This window comes from Agrobacterium sp. RC10-4-1, from assembly GCF_014138475.1.
GTDB classification, from domain to species: domain Bacteria; phylum Pseudomonadota; class Alphaproteobacteria; order Rhizobiales; family Rhizobiaceae; genus Agrobacterium; species Agrobacterium pusense.
Window position 1 is genome coordinate 717555 of record NZ_JACJIT010000002.1, and the last position, 25694, is coordinate 743248.

Consider the following 25694-nt stretch of genomic DNA (forward strand, 5'->3'; position numbering starts at 1 on the left):
GGCAAGACCAGGGCCATGGTAATGGCGCTTCCCACCGATGGCGCATGCGTCGTGGTTCATAACGCAGCCATGGTCCGGTACGTCGAGCGAATGATCTGTGACTTGCGGGGAAAGGACATGATGAAGCTCTGCAAGGTGTTGCGCGTAGAGAGCCAAAGAGATGCTGTTCGTCTTCATGGTCTTAACATTCGGACGTTCGTCGACCACGCCTTCTGGGATTTGACGCGTGATAAGCACGTAGCGCGGTACGTCAATCTTCTCGTTGATCGCATCAACATGCAGTTTCCCGATATGAAGGCGGCGGCCTGACCCTCCGGGGGCGCCTCGAAAGTGGCCGACCGACCGGCGCAGGACCGGTGGGGTAACGCAACGCATGTGCAAACACAGATTTTTGCCTAGCGCGTGCGCAAGCGCGCGTGCGCGAGGGGATTTCGCATGTCAGAGAAGAAGAACCGCGTCGACAGCGTTGACGAGGCCATAAGGATCGCTTCGGCGGCGTCTGAGGATGTCCAGTTTCCCGAGAACGTCCCGCTCGACGATGGCGACGTCCCATTTTTCAAGAACGTCATTGCCGAATACGCCCGCGCCGATTGGTCGGCGCACCAGCTTGAGATTGCCGCGATGCTTGCCCGCACGATGGCCGACCTTGTGAGGGAGCAGGACCTTCTCCGCACGGAGGGTTCGGTCGCCGTTACCGAAAAAGGCACGCCGGTCGCCAATCCACGCAAGTCGGTCGTCCAGATGCACGCGTCCTCGATCCTTTCGTTCCGCCGGTCGCTGGCGCTGCATGCACGCGCCGTACAGGGCGAGGCGAGGGACGCAGCCAAGCGGCGCGACCAGGCCAAGGAGATTGAGGCGGGCGTCAGATCAGACAGCGATTTGCTTGCGTAGGAGTTTCGTTTGCCGAAAGGTGTGGATAGCAAAACTGGCAACGGCACTCGGTTCAAAGACCGATCCGGGACTAAAAACGGCCGCTTAACATTCACGCGATGCGTAGGCGAAACGGTTCACCGTCACAAAATATGGGAAGCTGTTTGCGACTGTGGAAACACAACCACCACCTCCTCTCCACACCTGACCAAGTCGTGCGGGTGCCTGCAAAAAGAAGTTGCCGCTGAGATATTGCGTTCGCGATCTCTCCCAGAGGATGAGCGGTTCGCGAGGGTGCTGAAGAACAGAACGAGACAGCGACAGCGACGAAAATTAGACCCCAGATCTGCTATGCAGGCCCGTTTGAGCAGATTGCACCGCCACGCCCTCTCTAGGGTTGGGGCGATCAAGACCTCCAAGACGTTCGAACAACTCGGATACACTGTCGATGAATTTGTTCGTCATGTCGAGCGCCAATTTCACTCGGGTATGGGATGGCACAACATGAGTGAATGGCAGGTTGATCACATCCTCCCTGCAAGCTCGGCCCGAAACTTGGAGGACGTCATCGCGCTCAACCAGCTTTCGAACCTGCGCCCAATGTGGGCCGAGGAAAACAACAAAAAGAAGAACAGCAGGACAAGCCTCCTTTGAATGGCGCGCTTGCCCTTTGAGGGCGGATGATGAACGGCCAAAATCTGAGTTGGCCGCCAAGTGTTTTGGAGGCGATTAAGAGCGGTCCCATCCCAGTAAGGCGGGACTGGCGCAGACTTCCGGTCGGCGAGCTTACGCGAGGCGAGAAGGTATGCCGATTTATCGAGGGCTTTTTGGTTGTCCCAGAGGGGGATCTTGTCGGCCAACCTATCAGGCTTCTTGACTTTCAAGAGTGCTTTATCCTGGCGGTTTACGACAACCCTCATGGAACGGGCAGGGCGTACCTGTCGATTGCACGCAAGAATTCGAAGACGGCAACAATAGCATGTCTTCTGTTGGCTCATATCGTGGGGCCTGAGGCGTTTCCAAACAGCCGCATGATGTCGGGCGCTCGGTCGCGCAAACAAGCGGCAGAGGTCTACAATTACGCCAGCAAGATGCTTCTGCTGTCTCCTGAGCTCAACAAAAAATACAGACTTGTGCCGTCCAGCAAGACAATTGTTGGCCTGAGTAAAGCGGTAGAATACCAGGCCAGCTCGGCGGAAGCCAAGAGCGCGCACGGTGGTTCGCCACTGGTCGCCATCCTCGATGAGGTTGGCCAGATCAAGGGCCCGCACGACGACTTCGTCGAAGCAATCGTGACGTCGCAAGGCGCCTACGGCGACAAGGCGATGATCTTCGCTATCTCGACGCAGGCAGCGACTGACGGCGACCTCTTTTCGCGATGGCTGGACGATGCCGAGACATCAAAAGCGCCACGAACGGTTTCGCACCTTTACACGGCTCCGGCTGATTGCGACGTCCTCGACGAGGAAGCGTGGCAGGCAGCGAACCCTGCGCTTGGCAAGTTCAAGTCAGTTTCATCTGTGAGAGACGACGCAGAGCGCGCGGCACGTATGCCGACTGAGGAGGCCAGCTTTCGTTGGCTGCATCTCAACCAAAGGATCGATGCCAATGCTCCGTTTGTGTCGCCGGCTATTTGGCGAGCGTGCAACGCTCGAGTTGTGGACTTTGATGGTCTCCCTGTCTTTGGTGGGCTCGACCTTTCTGAGGTGAGCGACCTGACTGCTCTGGTGCTGATGGCGCCGAAAGAGCAGGGCGGAAAGACCACCTGGCACGTGAAGCCAACCTTCTGGCTCCCCGGCGAAGGGATTCGCGCGAAGGCAAAGGCTGACCGCGTGCCGTACGATGTCTGGCATAAGGATGGCCACCTCGAAGCCGCCCCAGGTAGAACCGTCGACTACGAGTTCGTTGCGTATTACCTGCGCGACCGGTTCGAAGAAATGGATATCCGCAAGATTGCGTTCGACCGCTGGAATTTCAGGCACCTCAAGCCATGGCTACAGAAGGCTGGCTTTACTGACGATCAGCTTGAAGGCGACGACGCTGTTTTCCAGCCTTTTGGGCAGGGATTCCAGTCGATGTCTCCGGCTCTCCGTGAGCTAGAAAGCATCATCCTGAACGGCAACCTCGCCCACGGCGATCATCCGGTGCTGACGATGTGCATGATGAATGCCACCGTCAAGCCAGATCCAGCCGGCAATCGAAAACTCGTCAAACATAACCGCGAGCGCCGCATCGACGGCGCAGTCGCCTTGGCAATGGCAACGGCGATGGCCGGAACCTACGAGGGCGTCGATAGCGGCAACTTGGACGACTTCGTCAACAACATCATCTCTGTCACCTGGTGACGGGCAACCTAGTGGTGAGGCCTGATGGGCTTTTTTGAGAGATGGGTCGGAAGGCCTATCAAGCTCACCGACGGCGAGTTCTGGCGGGGCTTCTTTGGCCTCGGCACCACGTCCGGGGAGACAGTCACGATTGAGAGCGCCCTGTCGCTTGATGCGGTTTGGGCATGCGTCAACCTCGTGCAAAACGCGGCCGGCACGCTTCCGTGCATCGTTTACGGCGAGGACGGCGTGACGGTCGATAAGAACGCTCCTCTTTACGAACTTCTGCACGATATGCCGAACATGGACGACACGGCGCCAGAATTCTGGTCGATGGCGGCGATGTGCTTGCTGCTAGACGGCAACTTCTTCGCGGAAAAGAAGATGAACGGCGAGCGCCTCGTGGCGCTCAATCCCCTTCACCCTCTGAGCGTTGATGTGTGCCGGTCGAAAGACGGCCGGAACACGCGTTACTACGAGGTGACGGAAGACGGCAAAAAGCGCCGAGTGCCCGAAGGCAAGATGTTTCACGTCCGCGGCGTCCGGCTGCCGGGCTGCGATCGTGGCATGTCGCCGATTGCTGTTGTGCGCAATACCGTCGGTAGTGCATTGGCAGGCGAAAAAGTCGCCGGCCGGATGTTCAAGAACGGCCTGCTTTCTTCGCTCATAGTCAGCTCGGATCAGATCCTGAAGCCTGAGCAGCGCAAGCAGATCTCCGACACGCTGACGCAGTTCGCCGGCGCCGAGAAGGCTGGCGGGGTGACGGTGTTGGAGGCTGGCTTTAAGCCGTACCCAATGTCGATCAACCCGAAGGACGCTCAGTTCCTTGAGGCGAGGCAGTACAGTGTAGAGCAAATTTGCCGCATCTTCGGCGTGCCGCCCGTTATGATCGGGCACGCCGCCAACGGTACCACGACCTGGGGCAGCGGCATCGAGCAGCTGATCCTCCAATTCACCAAGACCTGCATGCGGCCGATGCTGAAGCGCATCGAGGCGGCAATCTATCGTGACCTGCTGGACGCAAAGACCAGAAAGACCACGAAGGTGAAATTCAACATGGAAGAACTCTTGCGCGGCGATAGCACGGCGCGGGCAGAATTCCTGTCGAAGATGGTCACGAACGGCATCTACCTCGTCGATGAGGCTCGATCTTACGAAGACAAGGCGCCAGTGGACGGCGGCAACAAGGCCATCGTTAATGGCACGATGACGCGCCTCGATACGCTCGGCAAGACCGAAACACCGGCGCCAACGCCAGCAGCGCGCGCTGCATAAGGGAAAATCATGAAGTTTGAACACCTGATTTCGGCCTTTTTGGCCGAACCTTGGGCTATTCAGCGCGAAAAACTGGGCGTTTTGGCTGATGTTTTGGTGGCGCGGGCCGAAGGGGAGAAGCTGTTTTCGTCCGAGTTCGCGGCATCGATCGACGATGCGCGCGCCAAGGAAATTGCTGAAACCAGCGGCAGCGTCGCCGTAATCCCGGTTTATGGGGTTCTGGCCGATAAAATGGACCTGTTTTCCGCGATGAGCGGCGGCACTTCATACGCTGGGATCAAGAGAGCGCTGCACAAGGCGCTTTCGAACGAAGATATCAAGGCTGTCGTGCTCGACATCGACAGCCCCGGCGGCACGGTGCCAGGTACAGACGAGCTTGCGACCGAAATTCGCAAGCTGCGCGGCGGCGAAAAGCCAATCATCGCACAGGTCAACAGCCTTGCGGCAAGCGCTGCTTACTGGATTGCGGCATCGACCGACGAAATAGTTGTGACGCCCTCCGGACGTGCCGGTTCAATCGGCGTTTACACGGCGCACGATGACATGTCTGCTGCCCTTGAGCAGCGAGGCATCAAGCGAACGTACATTTCAGCCGGCAAGCACAAGGTCGAAGGCAACGAGACCGAGCCGCTTGGCAAGGACACGCTTGCGCATGTGCAGGACGGTGTGAACCGGTCCTACAATCGCTTCGTCGCGTCCGTTGCCGAGGGGCGCGGCGTGACCGTCAGCAAGGTTGAGGACAACTACGGTCAGGGCCGCGTTTTCTACGCAGAAGCTCTAATGGACCGCGGCATGGTCGACCGCATCGCGACGCTTGACGAGACTCTGGCACGCTACGGCGCGGACGTTGAACCTGCGCCTGTGAGACGTATCAAAGCCGCCAACGCTGCGAAGGCTGATGCAGCGCAGACGCTGGTCGAGAAGATGTCTGCCGGCGAGCAAATCACAAAACGCGAGTTCGAAAACGGCATCAGGGGACTGATGGGGTTGTCGGGCTCTGAGGCAGAGCGGGCCGCTCGGCTCTACCTCAAAGATGGTCAGGGGGCTCCTGACGTCGAGACGGATGCTGCTGCTTTGGCAGCCATTGACCGGCTTATCGCCGAAGCAAAATCACCACTCATTCGATAAAAGGAGCCACTCATGGCTGATAATCAACTTGCCGATAAGATCGGCGAGCTCGGTACTTCGCTTGCGTCCATCAAGGAGCAGGTGGGCAATCTTGCAACCGACTTCACTTCGAAGCTTGCTGCAAACGGCGAAGTTTCCGCTGAGCTGAAGGAAAAGACCGACAAGGCGCTCTCCGAGTTCGGCGACGTTACGACCCGCCTCGGCGACCTTGAGAAGCGAGCCGCTCGCGAAAACGAAATCGGCGAAAATGAGCAGAAGTCGCTTGGCGATCTCGTCATCGACTCTGCCGAGTTCAAGGCTGGCATGCTCACCGGTGCATCTCGCGGCTCAATCCGCGTGAAGGCTGATCGCGCTGCCATTACCTCTGCCAACACCACTGTCGGCGCTGGCCGCTCTCAGGGCACCTCTCTGGTTCCCGGCGCGCGCGTGCCCGGCATCTTTGGTCTGCCTGAGCGCCAGCTGACGATCCGCGACCTCGTTCTGCCTGGTCAGACTGCTTCGAGCTCGATCGAGTACGTCAAGGAAACGGGATATACGAACAACGCTGCACCAGTCGCTGAAACGACTGCGAAGCCTTATTCGGATCTGACGTTCGACATGACGTCCGCGCCGGTTCGCACCATCGCCCACCTGTTCAAGGCCTCCCGCCAGATCCTGGATGACGCGCCCGCGCTTCGCTCCTACATCGACGGACGCGCTCGCTACGGTCTGCGCTTTGCCGAAGAAAATCAGCTGCTGAACGGCTCTGGCACCGGCCAGAACATTCACGGTCTGGTTCCGCAGGCTACCGCGTTCAACCCGGCATTCGCCGCAGCAGACGAAACGGGAATCGACCGTCTCCGTCTCGCTGTTCTGCAGGTCGTTCTCGCCGAGTATCCGGCAACCGCGTTCGTGCTGAACCCCATCGACTGGGCGAAGATCGAACTGACCAAGGATGCTGGCGGCAACTACATCATCGGCAATCCGCAGGGCTCGCTCACTCCGACGCTCTGGAACCTGCCGGTTGTTTCGACGCAGGCCATGGCCGCAGGCGAGTTCCTCACCGGCGCGTTCAGCTTCGCAGCCCAGATCTTCGACCGCATGGAAATCGAGGTTCTGCTGTCCAGCGAGAACGTCGACGACTTCGAGAAGAATATGTTCACCATCCGCGCCGAAGAGCGCCTGGCGTTCGCAGTCTATCGCCCTGAGTCCTTTGTGACTGGCGATGTCGAAGGCGCCTGATTGACCTAAGGGGAGCTTCGGCTCCCCTTCCTTAAAAGGGATGAGCATGACCGATTTTCTGGAAGTGAAGGCCAAGCGCACGTTCGCCGTTGGCAAAGAACTGAAGACCAAAAAGAGCGATCCGTTCAAGGTCGAGGCAGGCGAGGCGAAGCAGCTCGAGGCGCAGGGTCTTGTCGACATCGTGGGCGAGGCAAAGGCCGCCATTGAAGGCGACGCCGCGGATGAAGCCGACGACAAGCCGGTGATCTCCTCCGCTCGCTCGACGAAGAAGAAGGACAAACCCGATGCTGTCAACGAAGGTTCGTAAGCGCAGGGTCGCGTCCTACATCGGCGCCGGTATCGTCAACGGTATCGGCTCACCGGTGAATTCGGTTGCACCTGCCATCACAGGCACGGCGCAGGTCGGCCAGACGCTGACATCGACCACGGGCACATGGTCCGGCTCGCCGACTTACGCGCGGCAGTGGTTTGCTGCTGGCGTCGCGATTTCTGGCGCTACGGCCGCGACTTACGTTCCAGTTGTGGGCGACGTTGGAAAGGCCATCACGGTCCGCGTCACGGCCACGAATGACAAGGGCAGCGTGCCAGTCACAAGCGCACCGACGGCCGCAGTAGTGGCAGCCTGATATGCCGATCGTCGATCTCGAAACCGTAAAGAAGCATCTCCGTGTCTTTCATGAAGATGAAGATACGGAGATCGGCCTCTATCGCGACGCCGCCGAAAGCATCGTGGCGCAGCATCTTGATCGTGAAGTCGTAGCTGCCGGTGAAACGCCTACGGCTGCTGATGGGATTGAGGCAACGCCCGCAATCGTGTCGGCGATCCTTCTCGTTACCGGCGATCTCTACGAGGTGCGCGAGCCGGACCCAAAAGCAACGGGCGACGCAGTGCTCCCGCGTGCAGTGCGGATGCTTTTGGCGCCGTGGCGTGTCTGGCGAACAGTGGCAGACGACTATGTGGCTCCGCTTCCATAAAGCCTTCGACTGGCGTCAGCCAGGTTTCACGATCGCCTATCCAGTCGGTCTCTACAACGTCACGCGCAAGTGCGCCGCGGCTGCGATAGCGGCTAAGGCTGCCGAACCCACCAAGGATCGACCGAATGCCAAAACGCAAAAGGGCGGGCGCAGGCTCGCTGAGTGAGCGCATCGGCTTTGAGGCCGAGGTTGAAGGCGATGATGGGTATGGTGGTGTAGTGGTCGGCTTCGCGGAGCAATTCGTTGAGCCAGCCCGCCTTGAACCGCGCGTCGGTAGCGAGACGGTAATCGCCAGCCGCCTGCAAGGCTTGCAACCGTACACCATGACTGTCCGCAGCAACGAACGCACGCGCACTATTACGCCGGCTTGGCAGGCGCGGAACAAGCGCACCGGCGTGGTCTACGCGATCAAGGCTGCGGTCAATATCGACGAACGCAACCAGTGGATCGAGCTGCTTGTGGTGCAAGGGGAGGCGGGGTGATCAAGGCAAAGGTTCTGGGCCGCGAAGCGCTGACGAAAAAGCTTAATCAGGTCGCTCCGCTCGCCAACAAGTACGCCGCCGAAGCGAAGCTACAGATCGCTACCGAAGCCGCCGATAAGATCTCCGACCGAGCGCCGATAAGCAACAGCGCAACGGCTGGCGACTACGCTGCCTCTATACAGGGCGCCAAGATTTCTGACAGACCGACTGCGAAAGCGCTTGTCGGTGCATCGGCCAGCAAGGATCCGGATGCGACTGGCGTTTTCGCTGCGTGGATTTGGCATTTTTTGGAGTTCGGCACACGGCCGCATAACGTTGCGAAGGGTGGCGGTACGGTTGCCGGCAAGAAGCAGGCGGCCGGCGCAAAGATGCACCCTGGCACGCGGGCGCAACCGCATATTTTTCCGACGTGGCGAGCATTTAGGGCAAAAGCGAAGAAGCGCATCAACGACGCCGTCTGGCGTGGCGTAAGGGAGGCCATGAAAAAGTAATGGCTAACCCAGATCTAGAACTCCAAGGTGCCATCGTTGCGAGGATGAAGGCGCGAGCAGGTCTGACGGCGAAGGTGGCGCAAAGAATTTATGACAGACCGCCGACCAACGCACCGTTCCCATACGTCGAATACGGCGAAAGCCAAGTCATCAGGGATGATGTCGACTGCCTGAAGGCGAACCTCATCTACGTGACGATTCACGTTTGGTCGCAATACTCCGGAGGCTTTAAGGAGCTGAAGGAAATCATTCACGAGGTCGTCGAGGCTCTGGATGAAGCGCCATTAGTACTGCCCTCACATAGATTGATATCGATCACGCGCCAAGACACCCGTCATTTCAAAGACCCGGACGAAGTTACGACCCACGGTGTCGTCAAGTTTGTCGCGCGCGTCGAGACACCGGCCTGATTGGCCACCAACCCCTAGTTTTTGAGGTTTACAAATGGCCGACGGTCAACAGATTGGTCGTACGCTGCTCATCCAGATCGGTGACGGCGAAACTCCTGAAGTGTTTTCTAATTTGTGCGGCCTGACGACCCGCAGCTTCAATATGTCCGCAAACGAGGTCGACACGACCATCACGGACTGCGTCAATCCAGAGAATACGCCGCAGAAAACAGCAGAGCCGGGCATCAAGAACCGCACGTTCTCTGGTTCTGGCAAGTTCGTTAAGAGCGCCTCGAACACCGCGTTCATGACGCACGTCAACGACGCGACCAAATTCAATGCCAAGGTGATCGTTCCTGGTCTGGGTACTTACACCGGCCCTTGGTTCGTTTCTGAATTCGAGTTCAGCGGCGAGATGGAGGGCAACATGGAATTCACGGCCACGTTCGTTGCTGCCGGAGTTCTGACGTTCGTTGCGGAGGTGTAATTTGGCTGATGCTGAAAAGCCGTTCCCGCTTGAAGTGAATGGCGCGCGGGGCGAAGTCGGCCTGTTCGTTGGCAAGGTGCCGCTGGTTATCGTTGCCGAGATGGGCGGTCTTGCCGCTGTGTCTTCGCGTCTTTCCTGCAAGAGCATGTCTGATCTGTTTCTTCGCCTTTCAGGCGTCGAGCCGGCCGCTGCTGTGGCCGCACTCGACCTGCTTACCGTGCGCGGCGATAAAGTAGCTGCTATTGGAGCGCTGAAGCTCAAGCACTTCGGCGCCGTCGCCAAGGCGATCTCTGAGGCGTTGTCTCATCATTTCGATGAGGACGACGAGGGAAACGGGGAAGCCGCTCAAAAGGCGGCATAGAAGAACCTTTCCCTTGGCGCGATTGGCAAAAGATCGCATTCGGCGGCCTCGGCTGGACCCCAGGAATATTCTGGGCGTCTAGCTTGACCGAGTTCACCCTTGCGGTGAAGGGCAAGGCCGAAGCGAACGGAGCCAAAAAGTCCGTGGCCCCACCATCTGACGAAGAGATGGATGAGTTGATCAAGAAGTATGGTGGTTAGGCTGGCTTCAGCTTGACCGCTGTACCCGTGGCGGCGACGAACTCTCTTCGAAGGCGTCTGGAAACTTGCTTTCAAAAGCAAGTTACGGAGTTTTCGAAGCGTTTCGTTTATCTCGCGATTCGCGGGCCTTCAAAAATCGCTCGGCTAACTTATCTTGGTTTACACCCCTTGCGCGCCTCTGCGACACAAACCGCTCAAGGATAGCGTATTCTTCATCGTAGCTTTTTTGCTTTTTGTAAAAGTCCGCAAGCGCTTTGTATGATCTGGCCGCTACACCACCGCCCGATTTTTTCGCCTCAATCTCCTCCTTGTCAATGTCGGCGAGCAGCGCTTTTACAGCTTCAACATCGTTTCCAGCCTCCATGAGTTTCTTGGCGGTCGATACTGGTGTTATCCGTGGCGGGGAGTATTGTGCGTACCCATCTTTGGGGCCGACGATTTGGTACATAATCTCGACGTAGTCGTCTTCGCCGACATATGTTTTGAGTATTCGTGGAAGAATATCGTTTTGAATACCCAATGCAGCTATCTTACTAGCTGTGTCTGCGTCTACGTATCCCAGTATTTTAACCTTCGTACCCCACAGACCTTTCCATCGGCCCATGATTCTGATTGCGTTCCTATCGTAAGGATTGGCCGCATCCAGATCGAAATAGATGGCTTTCTCTCTGGATCTGCAAAACGAAATAGCATCCTTCCGATAATGGTGAATACCAGCGATGGATAGCCGCTCTTCGTAGATGCGGTGAGTGTCGGGATAGGTGGAGTTTTCCAGGTGGTATTGCTTATGCATGTTGCGCCCCCATTCATTTGTCGAGGATGTAAAATTCAATGATGGGTTGTCTAGCCAGATTCTGTGTTGAGCCCCGAATGACGACGATCACCATGGCAAAACATGGAGTGGAGATAGGGTTGCGTCCCCCAGGATGGGTCAAGTTGACGGCGGGCAACAGTTTGCCGTCTTGTCCATCAGAACACGCCAGCCATATCAAGTGCTTGCCTCCACGTCGGGTCGAACATTTGGAGGTCATCGCATATAGATAAGTCGCCGTTATACTTTGTCGTCTTAACCGGCTCGCCTTTTTTGTCTGGCAGGGTTTCTTTCGCCATCCTGATGCACTCAGCTGCCGAAAATTTGGATTTTAATAGCGTCGCCTGATTCTCAAGTGAGGCTTCGCGGTTAGACTTCTCGCGACGTTCGTTCTCGCGTTGGTGGGCACTGTACTCTCCCCAAGCATAATAGCCGCCGCCAGAAATGATGACGACGCACGCGCACGCAACGAGCGCCTTCAACCAGTTATCCATTGGATCGCCTCCCAGCTCGCCATTGGCGGGCTTTTTCACGTTAGGACACCGACTTGGCCGGCAACAACAGTGATGATCTGATTATCTCAATCAGCACCGATCTTGCAACCGTAAAGCGTGCGCTAAATCGGCTGGTGTCGGACGTAGGCGCAGCATCCAACGGCATTGAGAAACGTTTTGCCGCTACCGGTAAGTCGATCAACAACTCGCTCACCACCTCTATGCAGGATCGCATCAACAGCATGGTGGGGATAGGTACGACGGCAGCAAAAGAATGGAACGGGGTTCTCGCTGATCAGCAGAAAGAGCTTGATCGCCTCCGCGCCAAATACAGCCCGTTGTTCGCAACAATTTCGAATTATAAGAACGCGGTCGCCGAAATTAGGCAGGCCCATGCCGCTGGCGCAATTTCTGCCAACGAGATGGCGTCTGCGATCCAGAGAGAGCGACAGGCGGCGCTTGCGTCGACCGCGGCCATCAAGGGTCGCAATGCCGCTCTGAAGGCTACGGTCACGACGAGCAGCGGCAACAGCTTCAATACCGCAAACATTGCCGCTCAGTTCCAGGACATCGGCGTGACCGCAGCGATGGGGATGTCTCCCATCCAGATCGCCCTGCAGCAGGGCACCCAGCTTTCGGCCGTCCTGCAGCAAATTAAAGATAGCGGGCAGGGCGTCGGCCAAGGTCTCGCGGCAGCTTTCGCGTCGGTTATTTCTCCGTTGTCGCTGGTAACGATTGGCGTCATCGCCGCAGGCACAGCGGCATTTCAGTATTTTTCGACGATTATGAGCGAAGGCGATAAGTCAGCCGAAGTGCTCAAAGAGCAAGCTGCGCTAATTGCTGCCGTCGCCGAACGCTGGGGCGATGCCGTTCCCGCTTTACGCGACTACGCCGACCAGCTGAAACGGGCGCAAGACAATGCCGACCTCACCAAGGGCGCCGACATTGTAAATACCAACACGCTCGCTGACGTCCGCAAAGAGGTCGAAAGTACGCGCGCCACCATTGCCGATCTGGTTTCGCAACTTCAGTCTGCAGGTGAAGAAGCTGACGTTATCAAGAACCTCCAGTCAGCATTCAATGACTTCGCGAAGGCTGCCGAAGAAGGAAAGGCACAGACTGAAGATGTCGACCGTGTGCAGGCCGCTCTAAGTGCGGCGATCAACAGCACCGGCATCCCCGCGCTCGCTGAGTTCGCCAAATACTTCTCCACACTGTCGGCGGCAGCGCTGACTGCCGCGGATAGCGTCCAAAAGGTCAATGAAGTCACATCTGTTGCGACCTCCAGGATCAATGATCCGAGGACGTGGCGCGGAGCAGGCCAGCAAGATTCCCAATTCGGCGCTGACGCCACAATCCAAGGAACGCAGTTTCCACTACCGGATAGCGGCCCTACACCAGAACGCCGTCCATCCGATCTGGATACAGACAAAAACAGAGGTTTCGGTACGCCGAAGCGGGCACGGGCTCCCAAAAAGACCGCGTCTGACCGCTTCGCAGAAGACCTTCAGGCTGTCCGAGATAGGACTGAGGCGTTGCGCCAGGAAATGAACCTTATTGGCTTGTCCAATGAGGCTCAAGTTAAGCGCCGTACAGCGCTAGACCTGGAGCAGAAGGCGCTGGCCGACCTTCGCGAAGAGGCTCGCAAGAAGGGCGAAAAAGACCTCGAAAGCATCACGCTGTCGCCCGACAAGATTGCTGCAATCGAACAGGAGTCTGCCGCATATGCTCGGCAATCCGAAGCGCTTAGGAAAGCGCAAGAGGAACAGCAGAAGCTGAACGAGTGGAACAACGTCGCGAGAGACGCAACGCGCGGATTCATCGACGATTTGATCCATGGCGAGAGTGCCGCTGATGCATTTGCTGGCGCTCTCAGCCGCATTGCAGATGCCCTCCTGGACGATGTGCTCAATAGCATCTTCAAGGTCAACAACGCTGCTGGTGGCGGTGGCGGGTTCTTGAGCGGCCTATTCAGTCTGTTTGGCGGTGGGGCATCTCGGTATGCTGGCCTGTCAGGCGGGCTTTTCTCAGAAGGCGGCTTCACTGGTCCAGGCGGCAAATACCAACCTGCTGGCATCGTGCACAAAGGCGAGGTCGTTTGGTCGCAATCCGACGTGGCGCGGGCCGGTGGAGTAGGGGCAGTTGAAGCGCTGCGCAAAGGCTACGCCAACGGCGGCCCGGTCGGAATCTCGGTTCCGAGCGTTCCGAGTTTGCGATCCATGTCAGCGCAATCTGCCGGTGTCGTCGTCAACTTCAATCCCGTCATCGACAATCGCGGCGCATCTGTTGAAGCCGTCGCCAGACAGGAAAAGGCGCTGGCCAAGATGCAAGGCGAACTGCAAAGCCGGGTTGAGGCCGCCGTTCGGTCCGCTCAGAAGCGAAACGTGAAGTTGGGGTAAGGCATGACAATCACATACCCGCTCCCAACTTCGTTTTTCGATGAGTTCCCAGGCTGGTCGACGGAGTTCAATCTGCTTTGGCGACAAGAACAGTCGCGCACAGCAGGCGGCCAGACGGTCGTCAAGGACATGGGGTCACCACTCTGGCAGATGACGGCGCAATCGCGATCAATGAAGCCGAACGAGCTAGACTACTGGCGAGCGCGGCTGACGAGCTTGGAAAACGGGCTCAAGACCTTCCGCGCATTCCCGAAGTCGCGCTGTTTCCCGGTGGCGTATCCGAATGGCAGCTGGCCGACCGGAGGCGCATTCGCCGGGGTGGGGCAGGTGGCTACGATTGCGAGTAACCGCAAGGCAATCTCCCTGTCGGGCCTGCCCGCTGGCTACAAGGTTTCGGTCGGCGATTACATCCAGATCGGCGACAAAGACCTGCATATGGCGATGGAGCCTATGACGGCCAGTGGCGGCGGCGTGACAACGCAGTTTGAGGTTCGCCCGCATCTTTGGCCAGGTGTTACGGCGCCTGTCGCCGCAACGCTGGTCAAGCCTTCCTGCATCATGGCGATCGTGCCTGGCTCGATCTCGACCACTGCCGACATGGCGACGGGTCGCGGCACGGTCACGTTTCAGGCGATTGAAGCCCGGTAGTCATTGAAGCTTTACGCCAAAATGTGCGGCAATCATCTTCGATTCCCGCGTGCCCTTGGCAACTTCACGATCAACGCACTTCGCGTACTGCTCGGTGCCCTTCTTGTCACGGCAAGAGCGTTCGGCGTTCCTGTTGACTGCTTTTCTCCAATCGAACGGCTCTGACTTTACGATCGGTCCTTGTTGGCATGCAGTCAGGCACGCGGCCGATAGCGCGAAGATTAAGCACTTCATGAAATTTCCGGCTCCTGCCTACTGAATACAATGAACTTGATCCAGCTTATGAACTTCACAAGGGGATCGGTTGCGCCGAAATAGAAGAATGCGACGAGAAGGGTAGACGCCGACGAGTTGCTGAACGGACTGGCATAAAACGTGAGGCCGCGCCTGCTGGGTCCATCGCCGAATGGAAGAAGTAAGCCAACAAGCACCACTGGGACAATCATTGCGTGAACGACGGAAATTCCCCAGTTAAACGTGTTTTTGGGTCTGTTCAACTCCAATAGAAGCAAGGCGAGAAATCTGCAAATCATCAGGGAACTTGCGATGTAGTTGGAAAGTAAAAAGGTATTCCATCCGTTGAGGCTGCCAAAGTGGGCTTCGATCTGGCTAATGTAGTACAGATTGACGGGCCATATCAGCCAATAGTCAGCAGCAGCGAACTCGACCACCTTCTTCGCGAGAAAAAGCGGAGCAACCCATGCCCCGAAAAATGCCGCCGCGAACGTGGTAAGCGACACCGCCATAAACCTTTTCTCAAAATCCAAGACAGACTTTTCAATCACCACTGCGCGGTTCCCATCGCATTTGTTGAATTCGCGAGCTTACATCTCTGTCCGGTAGAAATGGAATGTCGGCGTTGCTTCTCGATACTCGAGCGCAGCTACGAAAGCACAATATTCCCCAGCAGTAGCGGGATTATGCTCAACTTTAAGTCTGTGTCTAGGCCACCTCAGGTGGCTTGTTGGCGCCAGATCCACACGGGAAATCAATGAGAAACATCTCAGCAGAAAACCTTGCTGCGCTTGAGGCGCGGCAACTGGTGGCGCGTGACTTCCTCTGGTTTGTTGCGCGCGATCGAGCGACTGGTGCGCCGGTCACCGACGGCATGTGGTCTGACGTCGGAAACGTGTCTGCGGCCATCGTGCACCCAGATACAGGCTTGCCGGTCACGCGTGACTGGTACGGCTCCGGGACGCTCGTCCAGATCGATGACATTCCGCTCGTTGCCAACCTTTCGGTGCAGAACGTCAATATCCGCTTGTCTCAAGTGAGTGAGCACGTGCAGACGCTCGTGCGGCAATACGATTGCCGTCAGGCCCGCGTTGAGATTTATCGAGGCCTGTTCGATCCGGATAGCCGCCAGATGGTGGCGCCGGCTGAATGCCGCTTCGTTGGCTTTGTCGACACCATCACGATCAACACTCCTTCCGAAAATGAGGAAGGCAGTGTGACGATGGTTTGCGCTAGCCATACGCAGGAGATGACGCGGTCCAACCCGTCAACGCGCAGTCACGCCACGCAGGTGCTTAGACAGGCTGGCGACGCCTTCTACACCGATGCTGACACCTCGTCCGAGTGGGAGTTCTTCTGGGGCTCCGAGAAGGGCAAGGTCGCCACGCAGCCGAAGAAGAAAAAGTTTCTAGGTTTGTTTTGATGGGCGTGCGCTTCGCAACTACGCAGGACCGCGACCGTGTCGTGGCGCTCCTGCGTGAGAGCCATGAGGCCGCCGGCTTCACCTTTCCATTTCAGGCTGCGTACGCCGATCGGTTGTTTCAACAGCATCTGGCGTCGGACAAGGCCTGCGTTCTGGTCGCAGGGGATCCCGCACAAGGGGTGCTGATGGCCTGCGCTTTCGAGCATCCCTTCGGCGCTGGCCAAATCGCCAAGGAAACTGTCTGGTTCGTAACGCCAGAAGCGCGAGGCCGAGGTGCCACCAAGATGCTTGATGCCTACGAGGCGTGGGCGCGATCGGTCGGCTGCGTCTCTGCCGGCATGGCGTCTCTGGCAACCAATGACGTTTCTCGCCTCTACGAGCGGCGCGGCTATAGCGCTGTCGAAACTCATTTCATGAAGCCGCTCTAGCGGCTGACGCGCGCGTATAGCGCAGCGCACCCCAAGGAAAATCGATGGCTATTTTTTCTGGTATCGCAGCCGCGATATCCGGCGTGGTATCGGCTGTCTCCGGTTTCATTGGCGGCCTTGGCGTTGTCGGCTCATTCCTGCTGAAGACTGCCGTTGGTGTCGGAGTGAGCCTTCTTGCTCAGTCGCTTGCCGGCAAGCCGAAAGACCCGACGTTCTCCATAAACGGCACACTGCAGGGCGGCGGGGATGTTGCTCGCTCCTTCATCATGGGCCGCACCGCTACCGCTGGTTCGCTCGTGTTCGTCAACACGTGGGGGCAGGATGGCGACACTCCGAACGCCTATCTGACGCAGGTTATCGCTCTGTCGGATCTGCCCGTGCGAGGCCTTGCCGAGGTCTGGGTCAATGGCGAGCTGGTGACGCTCGGCGTGCTGACGGATCGCGGCTATGCCGTCAACCAGTATCCGGACAGCCTCTGGGTCAAGTTCTACGACGGCACGCAGACGACGGCTGACAGCTTCCTGTTCACGTCGGTTTCCAACGGCAACAGGTGGTGGAACCCGGACCGCGTCGGACGCGGCGTTGCTTACGCCATCGTCACTGCTCGCGTTTCGAAGAACATGTTTTCGGGCGTGCCGTCCTTCAAGTTCGTACTCGAAGGGCTGCGCCTCTACGATATCTCGCGTGACAGCACGCAAGGCGGCGTTGGTCCGCAGCGTTTTGCCGATCCGGCGACGTGGGGCGGCGACGGTGATTTCCTGCCAGCAGTCCAGATCTACAATCTGCTGCGAGGCATCACCTATAACGGCCAGTGGTTCTATGGCCTGCAAAACCTGTCCTCGTCTCGCCTGCCTGCCGCAGCGTGGATCGCCCAGATCGAGAAGCATCGCGCCGGTACGCTGGAATCAACCGGATGGGTAAACACCTACCGCAGCGGCGGAGAAATTCAGGTCGATGCACCGCTGACCTCCGCCGTCGAGGCATTGCTGACGGCGTGCCAGGGCAGGATATCGGAAGTCGGGGGCGTCTATTATCTGCACTCCGGTGCACCTGATGCTCCCGTTATCGCCTTTACCGACGATGATATCCTGTCGACGGAAGAGCAGGAGTTTACACCGTTCCTCGGGCTCGCGGATACCATCAACGGCGTTTCCGCAAATTATCCGTCCCCTGCTGATGGCTGGGTCGCCAAGACCGCACCGCCGCTCTATCGGACAGACCTTGAGGCGATCGACGGCAACCGCCGCCTGATGGCTGACGTCGACCTGAACTTCGTTCCCTATCCGGAGCAGGTTCAGCGCTTGATGAAGTCGGCGCTGGAGGAGGCTCGACGCTTCCGCAGGCATACGATTGTCCTGCCGCCAAAGTTCTGGGCCTACGCGACGCCGGGAACGGTGTTCTCGTGGACGTCAGAGCGCAACGGCTATATCGCCAAACTGATGCGGATCGACGGCGTTGCCGATCGCGCCAACCTCGATGTGATGATTGACATTACTGAGGTTGATCCTGCCGATTATGACTGGAGCAGCGATACCGAATTTAAGCCGCCGGTTGACGGCCAGCTTGGGGTCATTCGTCCGACGCCGCAGCCTATTGTCGACTGGTTTGCAGAACCGGCCACGGTCAAGGACAGCTCCGGCGAGGATCGCCGACCCGCTATTCGGCTGACATGGGATAACAGCGATGGCCGCCTCGATGACGTGATCGGCATCGAATACGAGGTGCGGCTACAAGCTACGCTGGAGAAGGTCTCCGAAGGCCGCACAGACCAGCCGCAGGTCGGCTCGATGCTTATCTCGCAAAGCCTCCTGCCGGCTGAAAGCTACGTTGTCCGCGGGCGATACATCCCCGGCGGCGACAGGCCCGTGCTGTGGTCTGGGTTCATTCCTGTCATCACGCCGAATGTCTTGCTGACCGACAAGGACGTCTTCGTTGACGTCGATTTGACCGGAGTTGAAGAAGCGCTGGGTTGGCTCCGCAATAGCACCCGAACCGCACAGGACGCCATTGACGGTATCCTTGCGGGAATGATGGAGCTTTCGGTTGTTGCCTACAAGGACACGAGAAACCTTGCCAGAGAGTTTTCTGTCGAACTCGGCGCGGCACGGGCTGAATATCGCGAGGATATCCAGCTTGCCGTAAACGAAACCATGGCCGTGGCTGGAAAGGTCGAAACGCTGACGGCGGCGCTGGGCGGCAGTTCGGCGTTCGTCAATGTGGCCTGGGCAGCTCTCGCAACGCCGGCAGGGTATGCTGCGCGGTACGGCGTGACGGCCGCAGTGAATGACGGTCAATATCGCTCGGCGTCATTGCTGTTGGATGTCCCGTCGAACCCGTCCAGCCCAACACGGCTTGTGGGCTTCGCTGACCAGTTTGTCATCGCCAGCGGAGACATGTCGGTCATCAAGCAGCCGTTCGTTGTTCAGGATGGCATCCTCTATGCCAAGGACATCAGGGCTAACAGTCTTTCTGCGTTCTCGGCCGTGCTTGGCAACGTCGACATTTCGAGCGCCTACATCGGGACCCTGACTGTTGGCACATCGAATATCGATCCAGGCGCTATCACCGCAGCGGCATCCGATGTTCTTCCCGGAAACGGGTCTGTCGACATCACGCTTACGCACGGCCTTGGCTCTCCGCGTGTTCAGGTCGATGTGGTGGGGAAGGTGTTTTCTGGAACGTCAACCGATCAGCAGTACGTGAGCTTCACTCTGCGAAACGTCACCGACAACGCCGACATCGAAACCTTCCTGGTGTTCTCGAAAACGACACCGGCCGCCGGTGCTGCGCGCCTCCTTGGGGCAACCACGTATCTGTTCAACCCGCCAAGCGGGCGAACTCAAACCACGTTCAGGCTGACCGCAACGCCATTCGGGGCAACGCCTGTCAATTCCACAATCGTTGCTCAAGCATTCAAGAGGTAATCCATGACAGCCGGAAATCAGATGCAGGTTGACGCCTCCGTCATCCTGCATGAGGCGGAACTGCGCGAAACGTTCCTGAAGAACCGCACGCTTCTGCTCTCACAGCAGCTTCTGATGCAAAAGCAGGAGAACCAGATCCTTCTCGACAAGATCAACGGCCTTGAAGCCGATCTGCGCCTCGCGAAAGGTGAGGGCGATCCCGTCGATAACGGTAACGGAGCATCCGAATAATGGCTAACACCACTTGGTACGGCGACGGCACGGCAACCGTCGCTGTCGGCTCTCGCAATGTGACCGGCACGGACACGGGCTGGCTGACGGAAGTAGCTGGCCTGACCCCGATCAAGGTCGGTGATAAGTTCGGCATTCACGTTGGCCGCCCGATCGTCATCGAGCAGATCATCAGCGATACGGAACTGTTGCTTGCTGACGACTGGCCCGGTCCCGCGCAGACGGACGCGCCTTATAAGGTCGAGCTGACGTCGCCAACGATTGCCGCTGTTGAAGCGATGCGCCGACTGCTGGCTTCGTTGTCGAATGGCAATCTGGACAGCCTTTCTGAAATCTCGGTTGGCACCGACGATATTCCGATTGGCATTGGCCCGGGTGTTTTCGGCACCATCAACAAAGCGGCTCTGGTTCAAGGCGTCCAGTATGACGCGTGGGTAGCAAACCTTGCTGGCAGGGCGGCTTACAATGGCGCTGCTGCGGGTTTCTCCGTCCTCGTTATCGACATTGGAGACGGTCGCTCTGCGCTTTACTTCAAGAACTCGGCGACGTCGGTAGATTGGAGTGCACCGTCTTATGTAACCGGTCCCGTTGGTCTGGCTGGCGTCAATCAGCGCGGCAACTACAGTGCGGGCACGGCATACGCGATCCGAGATATCGTGCAGTACGGCGGTTCGACGTGGATCGCCAAGGTCGCGACGACCGGCAACGCGCCGCCGGCTCTTCCGACGATCGAGAACACGCAGTGGCTCTTGTTCGCTCGGTCCGGCACTCCGGGTGTTGTCGATCGCGGCGTATATAGTGCAGCGACTGCCTATGAGGCGAACGACATTGTTCTCAATAACGGCTCGACGTGGCTTGCGCTTCAGCCAACTACAGGCAATCCGCCTCCGACATTGCCGACCGAAAGTAATGCCTACTGGCGCCTGTTGGCGCGCAAAGGGACGGATGGCTCGGGGACGGGTGATGTTGTTGGGCCGGCGGGGGCGGGTGACAGCTCGATCGTCGGGTACGACGGGACAACAGGAAAACTGGTAAAGCAGCTCACACCCCTTCAGGCTCAGGCAGCCTCTGGGGTGCGTGAGGTTCTGACCGCGAACCGGGTGTATTATGTGAGAACGGGGGGCAGTAACTCAAACAACGGGTTGACAAATACCGATGCTGGAGCATTTGCGACACTTCAGTATGCTTACGATTTTGTTGCAAAAAAACTAGACATGAATGGTTTCAGCGTAACCATAAACATGGCGGATGGATATCACACGACTGGCCTCAACGCCTCGATCGGGCTTACAGGTGGCAATGTGATATTCATCCGAGGAAACACAACAACTCCCGGGAACTGCTTTCTTGAAGTTACAAATTCGCACGGCATACTGAACAGGGCGAGAAATCTAACCATAAACGTTGGCGGCCTTAGGCTTTCAGCCTTAATCGCTGGAACCTGTCTCTGGGCAAGCGGAGGCAACATAGAACTTGGTGCCAATTGCCTTTTTGCGATTGCGGCTAACGGAGACCATTTCTTAGCGACAGATGGGGGGAACATAGTTGTAAGTGCTGACTATTCTGTTGCTGGTAATTGTGTCAATCATTGGCACGCTTATGGTCAGGGGCAGATTACATGCCAGAACAGAACAATAACCGTAAGCGCTGCTGTTTCAATGACCCGATGGTGCGGAGTAGCAACAGCACTCTTAACGTCCACCGGATGCACATTTACAGGTAAAGCAAATGTTTCCGGCGCAACATATTTGGTGCATAGAAATGGTGTTATAATCGTTGAAGGTTCGGGAGCAAACTATTTCCCCGGAACCGCGGCGGGGACTGTGCAGACTGGAGGGCAATATGTGTGATGCTCACGGAGTCTTATAGGTACCGTAAACTGGGGAGGTTGTCGGCGGAGACATGTTCATTTTTGTAGAACCGCCCCCGTTGTCGCTGCAAATCTCCCACGGCCATTGAGAACCGGCTTGCGGTTTCGGGCAGACGTTTTCCTTATCCCCCGGCAGGAAGAAGGCGGCCGCTATACCTACGAGGACAGCAACGAACGCGGTCGTAGCAACAGGGACGTCGATTGAGTCATGCATGCGCTGTCCTCTTTGACGAGATGTTGGCGATCAGCTTACGTCCGAAGACGCGGCCTGGTACTTCAATGCGGGTATATATCAGCCATGCGGCGAAAATTGAAGCGGCTACAGCTGCAATAAAGCCGAAGGTGAAACCTGCAAAGGGCTGCACCTTGTCCATGACGAACCAGCCAACGGGAACATGGATCAGGTAGAGCGAATAGCTGATGTCAGCAAGGAAGCTAACGGCCTTCGGCATGGTCTTTGGGTTCCAGAGCATGCATCCATAAAAAATTACGATTGCAAGGGGGTATGTCCAAGCCTTCCGAGGATCGTTCCACATCTGATCAGGCCAGATCGCATCAAACATGCCGTACATCATCAGAAGTGAACCGGCGACGAACACAATCGCAACATCGTGCCGCATCTTGCCCCCTTGGAGAAGGAAGAATACGCGACCGATGATGAACATCGGCAAATAACCAAGGTGAGAGGTGTGTGACGGTGCGTGTCCGAAAGCGTTTGTTGCCACAGCCACGCCACAGCAAGCGACAGCCAGAGCGAACGTTGATGCAACCGGTCTGGACTTTATGAGAGGCATGAACAAGCAAACGATGGCGTAAAAGACCACCTCTGGAAATAGCGTCCAAGTCACCTGGAGAACGGTTGCACTGGGCCAAAAGAACTGATCGAGCAAGAACATGCTCAGCAGGTAATCAGTCACTTTGATGTGGGGACGGGAAATAGATCCAATGGTGTTGAGGATCGAAAGGATAATGATGGCAGCGATCAGGGCTGGCAGCAGCCGGAAGACGCGCTTGACGGCGAATGGCATTCGCTCCTCACGCTCGGCCACAAAGCTGATGATGTAACCGGAGATCAGGAAAAACACCATAACACCCAAATGGCCGCCGGACTGATAGAGATGCAGTGGTCCGGCCACCATCCGGTCAAACAGCGTCAGCGGCAACCATGTGCCGTGGTACTGCCACTCGGCCATAAGAGCGAGATGCGCCCACATCACCGGCAAGGGTGCCATTGCGCGGAGGATGTGGATGAACGGTATTTGCTGCTCGTGGTTCTGCATCGTTGCCCAAAAAAACTGGTGAAAGTAGGAAATCATTATCGGTGGGGGTGAGGTGTGTCTAGGCGCGTTGGTTGAACACCAACCGATTCTGTGCGACCTGTTGCGCGGGGAACTACAGGAGAATGCATGAATTCCGCGACTTTCTGGTCAGCCGCGTATTTCGATACCAATGCTATACGGTCCGAGTGGCAAGCTCACCCGATGTCGCTTGAGCGACTGCATCGATTGCAGGGAGGGGATTTTCGGGAAGACTGGTTCTTTAAGCGGTATCTGAACTCTGCTCCAATTGAACGAGCGGCAAGCGTCGGGGCAGGCAGAGCGGAAACTGAAGTTCAGATGATCCTAAAGGGTCATGTTCATCACTTCGATCTCTATGACATTTCGCCGGATGGAATCAATTCTGCCAAGGTAACGCTTGAACAGCACGGCCTTGCGGATCGTGTCACATGTCACGTGGTGGAGCCTGGCGTGCCGGCGTTGCCTCGGTCGCAATACGATCTGGTCATGTTCGTCGCTTCGCTGCACCATATGCCAGAGCTACCGAAAACGCTGGTGGCGGCGGTCGATGGATTACGAGAAAACGGTTATCTCTGGTGCGTGAACGAATATATTGGGCCAGATCGGTTCAACTATCCAGCTCACCATGTTGATGTAGCCGCTCGGGTTCATTCCAGGCTGCCGGCAGAGTTTCGGAAGCATCAATTGGACTTCATCGAGTTGCCCACTCCTGAGGAGGTGGCGGCAGCAGACCCAAGCGAGGCGCCAACTTCATCCCAAATCCTGCCGACGATGCGGGCCATGTTCCCGAAGATGGAAGTTAAGGATCTCTACGGCGCTTTTGCTTTTATCATTTTCTGGGGGCTTCAGCACGATGCCCTTTACGACACCGAAGAGGGCCGGGTTTTGGTCCGGCACCTCTTGGAAATTGATGAGGTCCTTGGCGAAAGTGGGTTCTTGCCAAGTTACTTTGCGCACTTGGTTGTCAAAAGGCCTAAGAACTTCAATCGTCTATCGACGATTATACGGTTCAAGGCTAGGGCGCTTCTTGGTTTCTGACGCCTATCGCAAAATGCGCAAGCGCTTAAGAAGTCGGAAAGGAATTGAGGATTTGATTGTCCCGAGCTCCCTGGTTGCAAGATCGTATTTCGCGATCGCTTTAGTTTTCTCGGAAGCTAGTATTCTCTGTTCCATAAGCATCCGAGAGCGCTCATTTAAAAGCCTGTCTCTCTCGATCATGAGAGCGTCCCTCTCGGTGAGCAATTTGTTTTGCTCAACAAGTAACGATTTTCTTTCTTCGAGGATAGAGGGCTCGCCTTGAAAATCCTTTTCCAGCTTGGCGATGTACTGCTTCTGCTCAAGGGTCTCCAATTTGAGTTCAGCAAATTGGACGGGTGCTCGTTGCGGACCGGGAAAGTCGACGGACAGCTTTCTGCTGTCGGCAGAAGGAGGAAAGGGTACTGTGCCCCATTGGTGTTTTGGCTCTGATCGGTATGCATCCGAGTGACACCTGGCAATTTCCGAAAGTGGTGGGCTCGTAAGTCGCCAAGAGTAGTAGTCGAAATCAAAAAGAAGATCGAAGGGTATCAGATAACAAAGGGCAAACCATTCCAGAAACAGGTCGCGTTCGGCGGTCTGTAAGATGTCGATGGGCTTGATCGGGCTATCACCAAAAATTCGCGCGCTTTTGCCCCAGAATATGGCCTCTATCCCGAGGCTGGAATTGACGGTCCAGACCTCGTCCACGCTAGCCAAAAATTCGAGCGGTGACGGGCGTAAATCAATTTTGCCGGGATAGATGGCAGCGCCGCCCGGATGCAGGCGTAGAAGCGCCGTCTCCGCGTCAGCCGAGCGCCTGGCGTGATTGATGAGCGAGAGGTTGTTCCAGCCGTTCCCGTAGGCCAGCGCATTCGAGTCTGTTTCTACCTGCAAGGCAAGTCCGATTTTTGCCTGTGGTTCTGACCCTCTGATGATCTGCGCGCTCAGCGGATCCGCCAAGAGCAATCGAAGGTCTTCTGTAGATCCTCCATCTGGATACGCCGAATTTCGCCACGCGGTGAATTCAGCTTTTTCGTGCTGCCAACGTTTCTCAACTTCAGTTTCGCCGTTCACTCCGTGTCGATCCCAATAGGCAGTCGGTCGATAGTATGGCTTTCGGAATGGGCCGAATTCATTGAATACGAGCGGACAGTCTTCAGAATACGCGGCTGACCGCAGGGAAGCGTTGTTGAGCCAGGTGACCACCCCAACAGGCTCACTGGCCTTCTCTTTAATCTCCCTCAGGGCTTCGACGTAAAATTGCTTCAGGGCTGGGATGTCCTGACCGATCAACTCAACAAACTCGGTAGTTGGAGGGCGATCAGCCGACGATGAAGAGGAGTGAGGATAAAGGATGACGTCTGTGGTCTGGCTGATGCTGCTGGATGGCAAAAACTGGTTGAAGTTTATGCTCTGCTCGGACAGCTCCCACCTTGTATTATCGCCAAGGGCCGTGACGTAGGCCTCGGGCATTATGATCGTTGTCTTCTTGTCTCTTGTTTCGTGCATCCATTTTTGGAGCACCCAGAAATAATAGGTTTCATGTCCGGTCGCAGAGACCGGAGGGACCACGAAAACAAAATGCACCTTAAACCCTCGTTTTCATCGCTGTCTCAGTAGAGCGCGGACGTTTTATCCGGCTGTTTTAGTCAAGCTGGATAGAAGCGGCAAACGGAAATCAATCACAATCAGCTGAACAATATGGCTCGGGAAA

Annotated in this window: 29 protein-coding genes; 24 read left to right on the top strand and 5 right to left on the bottom strand. The window is 57.0% G+C overall.

Features of this window, described 5'->3' with window-relative positions; translation table 11 throughout:
- Nucleotides 1–21: 21 nt before the first annotated feature.
- From FHW77_RS07915 to FHW77_RS07990, 16 genes are all read left to right on the top strand, one after another.
- The gene (locus FHW77_RS07915; RefSeq protein WP_182590398.1) at nucleotides 22–309 is read left to right on the top strand and encodes a hypothetical protein; all 288 of its coding nucleotides are present in this window, start codon (nucleotides 22–24) and stop codon (nucleotides 307–309) included.
- Between the two features lie 126 nt (nucleotides 310–435).
- Nucleotides 436–891, top strand: a complete 456-nt coding sequence (locus FHW77_RS07920; protein ID WP_182590399.1) for a phage terminase small subunit, hendrixvirinae-type — start codon at nucleotides 436–438, stop codon at nucleotides 889–891.
- A gap of 330 nt (nucleotides 892–1221) precedes the next feature.
- Nucleotides 1222–1524, top strand: coding sequence for an HNH endonuclease family protein (locus FHW77_RS07925; protein WP_072494527.1), 303 nt, complete (start codon nucleotides 1222–1224; stop codon nucleotides 1522–1524).
- Between the two features lie 26 nt (nucleotides 1525–1550).
- On the top strand, nucleotides 1551–3215 hold the full coding sequence (locus FHW77_RS07930; protein ID WP_286086097.1) for a terminase large subunit: 1665 nt from the start codon (nucleotides 1551–1553) through the stop codon (nucleotides 3213–3215).
- Nucleotides 3216–3239: 24 nt separating this feature from the next.
- Nucleotides 3240–4469, top strand: coding sequence for a phage portal protein (locus tag FHW77_RS07935; protein ID WP_037092402.1), 1230 nt, complete (start codon nucleotides 3240–3242; stop codon nucleotides 4467–4469).
- A gap of 9 nt (nucleotides 4470–4478) precedes the next feature.
- On the top strand, nucleotides 4479–5597 hold the full coding sequence (locus tag FHW77_RS07940) for a S49 family peptidase (protein ID WP_182590400.1): 1119 nt from the start codon (nucleotides 4479–4481) through the stop codon (nucleotides 5595–5597).
- A 12-nt stretch (nucleotides 5598–5609) separates the two neighbouring features.
- Complete coding sequence (locus FHW77_RS07945; RefSeq protein ID WP_182590401.1) at nucleotides 5610–6818, top strand: phage major capsid protein; 1209 nt, start codon at nucleotides 5610–5612, stop codon at nucleotides 6816–6818.
- Nucleotides 6819–6864: 46 nt separating this feature from the next.
- Nucleotides 6865–7125 (top strand): hypothetical protein, encoded by a 261-nt coding sequence (locus FHW77_RS07950; RefSeq protein ID WP_182590402.1) that lies wholly within the window; start codon nucleotides 6865–6867, stop codon nucleotides 7123–7125.
- A complete protein-coding gene (locus tag FHW77_RS07955; protein WP_182590403.1) occupies nucleotides 7103–7444 on the top strand; it encodes a hypothetical protein in 342 nt (113 codons plus the stop codon). Before FHW77_RS07950 ends, FHW77_RS07955 begins: the two co-directional genes overlap by 23 nt.
- Before the next feature lies 1 nt (nucleotide 7445).
- Complete coding sequence (locus FHW77_RS07960) at nucleotides 7446–7793, top strand: head-tail connector protein (protein ID WP_177319114.1); 348 nt, start codon at nucleotides 7446–7448, stop codon at nucleotides 7791–7793.
- Nucleotides 7794–7918: 125 nt separating this feature from the next.
- Nucleotides 7919–8275: a head-tail adaptor protein gene (locus FHW77_RS07965; RefSeq protein WP_182590404.1), complete on the top strand. Its 357-nt coding sequence runs from the start codon at nucleotides 7919–7921 to the stop codon at nucleotides 8273–8275.
- Nucleotides 8272–8766, top strand: a complete 495-nt coding sequence (locus tag FHW77_RS07970) for an HK97 gp10 family phage protein (protein ID WP_006697508.1) — start codon at nucleotides 8272–8274, stop codon at nucleotides 8764–8766. The genes FHW77_RS07965 and FHW77_RS07970 overlap by 4 nt, the downstream gene beginning before the upstream one ends.
- Nucleotides 8766–9176, top strand: coding sequence for a DUF3168 domain-containing protein (locus tag FHW77_RS07975; protein ID WP_182590405.1), 411 nt, complete (start codon nucleotides 8766–8768; stop codon nucleotides 9174–9176). The genes FHW77_RS07970 and FHW77_RS07975 overlap by 1 nt, the downstream gene beginning before the upstream one ends.
- A 34-nt stretch (nucleotides 9177–9210) precedes the next feature.
- Complete coding sequence (locus tag FHW77_RS07980) at nucleotides 9211–9642, top strand: phage tail tube protein (RefSeq protein ID WP_013636135.1); 432 nt, start codon at nucleotides 9211–9213, stop codon at nucleotides 9640–9642.
- A 1-nt stretch (nucleotide 9643) separates the two neighbouring features.
- Nucleotides 9644–10003: a hypothetical protein gene (locus FHW77_RS07985; protein ID WP_182590406.1), complete on the top strand. Its 360-nt coding sequence runs from the start codon at nucleotides 9644–9646 to the stop codon at nucleotides 10001–10003.
- Nucleotides 10000–10203, top strand: coding sequence for a phage tail assembly chaperone (locus FHW77_RS07990; protein WP_072494513.1), 204 nt, complete (start codon nucleotides 10000–10002; stop codon nucleotides 10201–10203). Before FHW77_RS07985 ends, FHW77_RS07990 begins: the two co-directional genes overlap by 4 nt.
- An 82-nt stretch (nucleotides 10204–10285) precedes the next feature.
- Here the strand turns inward: FHW77_RS07990 and FHW77_RS07995 are convergent, their stop codons facing one another.
- Nucleotides 10286–10996, bottom strand: coding sequence for a hypothetical protein (locus tag FHW77_RS07995; protein WP_182590407.1), 711 nt, complete (start codon nucleotides 10994–10996; stop codon nucleotides 10286–10288).
- Between the two features lie 176 nt (nucleotides 10997–11172).
- Nucleotides 11173–11547: a hypothetical protein gene (locus FHW77_RS08000; RefSeq protein ID WP_182590408.1), complete on the bottom strand. Its 375-nt coding sequence runs from the start codon at nucleotides 11545–11547 to the stop codon at nucleotides 11173–11175.
- 14 nt (nucleotides 11548–11561) lie between these two features.
- On the opposite strand from FHW77_RS08000, the gene FHW77_RS08005 reads away from it, so the two are divergent.
- Both FHW77_RS08005 and FHW77_RS08010 read left to right on the top strand, forming a co-directional pair.
- Complete coding sequence (locus FHW77_RS08005) at nucleotides 11562–13907, top strand: phage tail length tape measure family protein (RefSeq protein ID WP_182590409.1); 2346 nt, start codon at nucleotides 11562–11564, stop codon at nucleotides 13905–13907.
- A 3-nt stretch (nucleotides 13908–13910) separates the two neighbouring features.
- Entirely contained in the window at nucleotides 13911–14555 is a 645-nt protein-coding gene (locus tag FHW77_RS08010) for a hypothetical protein (protein ID WP_182590410.1), read from the top strand.
- 230 nt (nucleotides 14556–14785) lie between these two features.
- On the opposite strand, the gene FHW77_RS08015 is transcribed toward FHW77_RS08010, so the two are convergent.
- A complete protein-coding gene (locus FHW77_RS08015; RefSeq protein ID WP_182590411.1) occupies nucleotides 14786–15343 on the bottom strand; it encodes a hypothetical protein in 558 nt (185 codons plus the stop codon).
- Between the two features lie 203 nt (nucleotides 15344–15546).
- On the opposite strand from FHW77_RS08015, the gene FHW77_RS08020 reads away from it, so the two are divergent.
- From FHW77_RS08020 to FHW77_RS26655, 5 genes are read left to right on the top strand one after another with little or no spacing between them, the layout of a single operon-like run.
- The gene (locus tag FHW77_RS08020) at nucleotides 15547–16212 is read left to right on the top strand and encodes a hypothetical protein (protein ID WP_182590412.1); all 666 of its coding nucleotides are present in this window, start codon (nucleotides 15547–15549) and stop codon (nucleotides 16210–16212) included.
- Complete coding sequence (locus tag FHW77_RS08025) at nucleotides 16212–16640, top strand: GNAT family N-acetyltransferase (protein ID WP_182590413.1); 429 nt, start codon at nucleotides 16212–16214, stop codon at nucleotides 16638–16640. Before FHW77_RS08020 ends, FHW77_RS08025 begins: the two co-directional genes overlap by 1 nt.
- Before the next feature lie 44 nt (nucleotides 16641–16684).
- Complete coding sequence (locus FHW77_RS08030) at nucleotides 16685–19564, top strand: phage tail protein (protein ID WP_182590414.1); 2880 nt, start codon at nucleotides 16685–16687, stop codon at nucleotides 19562–19564.
- Nucleotides 19565–19567: 3 nt separating this feature from the next.
- Entirely contained in the window at nucleotides 19568–19795 is a 228-nt protein-coding gene (locus tag FHW77_RS08035) for a hypothetical protein (RefSeq protein ID WP_182590415.1), read from the top strand.
- Nucleotides 19795–21645, top strand: coding sequence for a fusion protein (locus FHW77_RS26655; protein WP_286086098.1), 1851 nt, complete (start codon nucleotides 19795–19797; stop codon nucleotides 21643–21645). Before FHW77_RS08035 ends, FHW77_RS26655 begins: the two co-directional genes overlap by 1 nt.
- A gap of 226 nt (nucleotides 21646–21871) precedes the next feature.
- On the opposite strand, the gene FHW77_RS08045 is transcribed toward FHW77_RS26655, so the two are convergent.
- Nucleotides 21872–22945: an acyltransferase family protein gene (locus FHW77_RS08045; protein WP_182590416.1), complete on the bottom strand. Its 1074-nt coding sequence runs from the start codon at nucleotides 22943–22945 to the stop codon at nucleotides 21872–21874.
- A gap of 126 nt (nucleotides 22946–23071) precedes the next feature.
- Here FHW77_RS08045 and FHW77_RS08050 point away from each other — a divergent pair, with 126 nt between their 5' ends.
- The gene (locus FHW77_RS08050; RefSeq protein ID WP_182590417.1) at nucleotides 23072–24001 is read left to right on the top strand and encodes a class I SAM-dependent methyltransferase; all 930 of its coding nucleotides are present in this window, start codon (nucleotides 23072–23074) and stop codon (nucleotides 23999–24001) included.
- A 3-nt stretch (nucleotides 24002–24004) separates the two neighbouring features.
- On the opposite strand, the gene FHW77_RS08055 is transcribed toward FHW77_RS08050, so the two are convergent.
- A complete protein-coding gene (locus FHW77_RS08055; protein WP_182590418.1) occupies nucleotides 24005–25567 on the bottom strand; it encodes a GT99 family glycosyltransferase N-terminal domain-containing protein in 1563 nt (520 codons plus the stop codon).
- Nucleotides 25568–25694: the final 127 nt, after the last annotated feature.